The sequence below is a fragment of the Bradyrhizobium sp. Leo78 genome (assembly GCF_059512425.1).
The window spans coordinates 1-2,597 of record NZ_JCAMOT010000124.1 but is presented as its reverse complement, the minus strand read 5'-3'; the positions used below and the strand labels follow the sequence as shown (position 1 = coordinate 2,597).

At 64.6% G+C, this 2,597-nt stretch carries 1 protein-coding gene and 1 pseudogene; both read left to right on the top strand.

Features of this window, described 5'->3' with window-relative positions:
• Positions 1 to 2,254 (top strand): ABC transporter permease (locus AC5ZG1_RS43750; RefSeq protein WP_496136500.1); only part of this gene is annotated, 2,254 nt, incomplete at its 5' end.
• A pseudogene (locus AC5ZG1_RS43745) lies at positions 2,241 to 2,597 on the top strand (HlyD family secretion protein); the annotation flags it as partial. The gene AC5ZG1_RS43750 and the pseudogene AC5ZG1_RS43745, both read left to right, overlap by 14 nt.

Genomic DNA, 2,597 nt, shown 5'->3' with positions numbered 1-2,597 from the left:
GCTGCTTTTGATCTTTGGCGTGCCTCTCTTCGCGTTCGTGGTTCTCACAACGGTCTTCAGCCATCCGGTCATCCGGGGGCTCGGGGTGACGGTCGTCGACGAGGACAAGTCGGACGCATCGCGTGCCCTGGTGGAATACGTCGCGGCATCTCCGAGCCTGAAAATCGTCGACCGCTCCGGTACGCTGTCCACGGCCGTGAAGGATATACGGTCCGGAAAGGCGATCTCGGCAATCTATATCCCACCGGATTTCGAGCGCGACCTGCAGGCTCAACGCCGTCCGCAGGTGGTTGGATTCTACAACCAGCAGTTCCTGACGGCGGCCGGCATTGCCTCCTCGGGGCTGAGCGATGCGCTTTCCGCCGCAGCCGCCGTGGCAGCCCCCGCGAAGCACGCAGCGCCCACACCAGCCTCGATCGGCACGATGGCCGGGGAAACCATCGCGCTTGTCAATCCGCAAAAGAACTATGCCCAGTTCCTGCTCCGTGCGCTGCTGCCGACGATCATCCATGTGGTGATCACGCTCGCGGCAGGCTATTCCGTCGGCTCCGAATTCCGCCGGCGCGACGCGCGGGCCTGGCTCGAAAGTGCCGGAGGCGACCCGGTCGTTGCGCTGGCCGGCAAGCTCGCGCCCCTCTTCGGCATCTTCCTCCTCATCATGCTTGCCGAGCCGCTCTTCCTGGAGGGCGTGCTGCAAGTCCCCTTCAGGGGAGACCTTCCGTTGATGGTGGCCGCCGGCTCGCTCCTGATTGTCGCCTACCTCTCGCTCGGTGCCCTGCTGCAGCTCCTGGTCGGCGATCTGGCGACGGGGCTGGGACTTGCGGGCCTCGTTGCCTCTCCTGCATTCGGCTACGCCGGCGTCGGCTTCCCCGCGATCGGCATGAATGCGTTTGCGCAAGTCTGGAGCGCGATACTGCCGCTGCGCTGGTACATGGCCGTGTTGTTGGGCCAAGCGGCACGCGGATTGCCGGTGTCGGACTCCGCCATTCCGTTCGCGGCGCTCGCCGGCCTGACGATGCTCTATGCTGGCCTCGCCTTGCTGCGTATGGCGAGCCTCAAGCGCAGGGGCTGGTTTGAGACGGCGCGACCAGCCGAGCAATCAGAGATCGGCCGCGCGCCCCGCGGCGTCGGCGGCGCCTTCATGGCGGAGTGGCGGCGCGTGCTCGGCGCGCGGAGCGCCTTCACCCTCCTGTTCCTGGCTCCCTTGGTCTACGGCATTTATTATCCGCAACCCTATCTGAATCAGATCCTGCGCAAGCTTCCCATCGCGGTCGTCGACAACGATCTGAGCGATCTCAGCCGCCAGATCGTCGAGACGCTGGATGCGAGCGGAGCATTGAGCGTTGCGGTCCGCACCCGTACACTCGCCGAGGCACGCACCGCAATCGATCGTGGGAAGGCCTTTGCCGCCGTCGAAATCCCCCCAAACACTGAGCGCGACGTGCTCAAGGGCATCACCGCTCACATTCCGATCTACGCGGATGCCACCTATTTGTTCATATTCAGATCGACCGCCAGCGGGGTCGCCACCGCAATTGGGACATTGACGTCCGAGCTTGTTTCGCGAGGCGCACGCTCGGATGGAAGCCTTGTCAAGGCGAAGCTGGCGAGTTCGAGCCCGGCCGACATTCTGCTGCAGCCGATCTTCAACCCCGTGGGCGGCTATGCAAGCTACATCGTCCCAGCGGCGTTTGTGCTGATCCTGCAGCAAACCCTTCTGATCGGTGCGGCGATGTTGACCCGTACTGCGCTGGCAACCGGCGGCGGAGCGTTCGCCGGCGTGCTCGGCCGCGGCATCGCCCATCTGACGATTTACCTTCCGGCGCTCGCACTTTATCTCATCGTGCTGCCGCGCATCTATGGCTTTTCAACGCTCGGGCATCTTCCACAACTGCTCGCGCTTGCTGCCGTCTTCCTGCTTGCGACGAGCTTCATGGGGCAGGCCGTCGGCGCCTGGTTCACGCGGCCCGAAAATGCAACCATCCTGCTCCTTGCAACCAGCCTGCCCCAATTCTTCACCGCCGGCTTCGCATGGCCGCGCGAGGCGATCCCCGATGTGGCCATCGCCCTGGGCCGACTGTTCCCGGCCGACTTCGCGATTGACGGCCTCGTGCGCATCAACCAGCTCGGCGCCAGCATTTGGGAGGTCGCACACGATTGGCTTGGACTGTGGTGCTTGGCGCTCGCCTATTTCGTGCTCGCCGTGATCTCAGCGCTTGCCGTCAAGAGAGGGCAGACACGTGCGCAAAGCTAGGCGTGTCGCCATCGCCGCGATCGCACTCGCGCTCGTCGCGGGCGTTGTGATCTATTCCGTCCGTGGTTCCGGATCGCCGTCCGCAATCGTTGGCGTCGTGCGGGCGACCGAGGTCAGGGTGGAGCCGGAAGTAAACGGCCAACTCGTTTCGATTGCGGTCAAGAAGGGCGCGCAGGTACATGCCGGCGATGTCCTCGCGACGCTCTCGGCGGTGGAGTTGACCGCACAGGTGGACCAGGCGCGCGCCGCGCTCGCCTCAGCAACCGCGAACCGCAACAACGTCTATGCCGGCGTCAGGCGTGAGCAGGTCGACTCTCTGAAAGCTGCAATCGCCAAGGCAAAG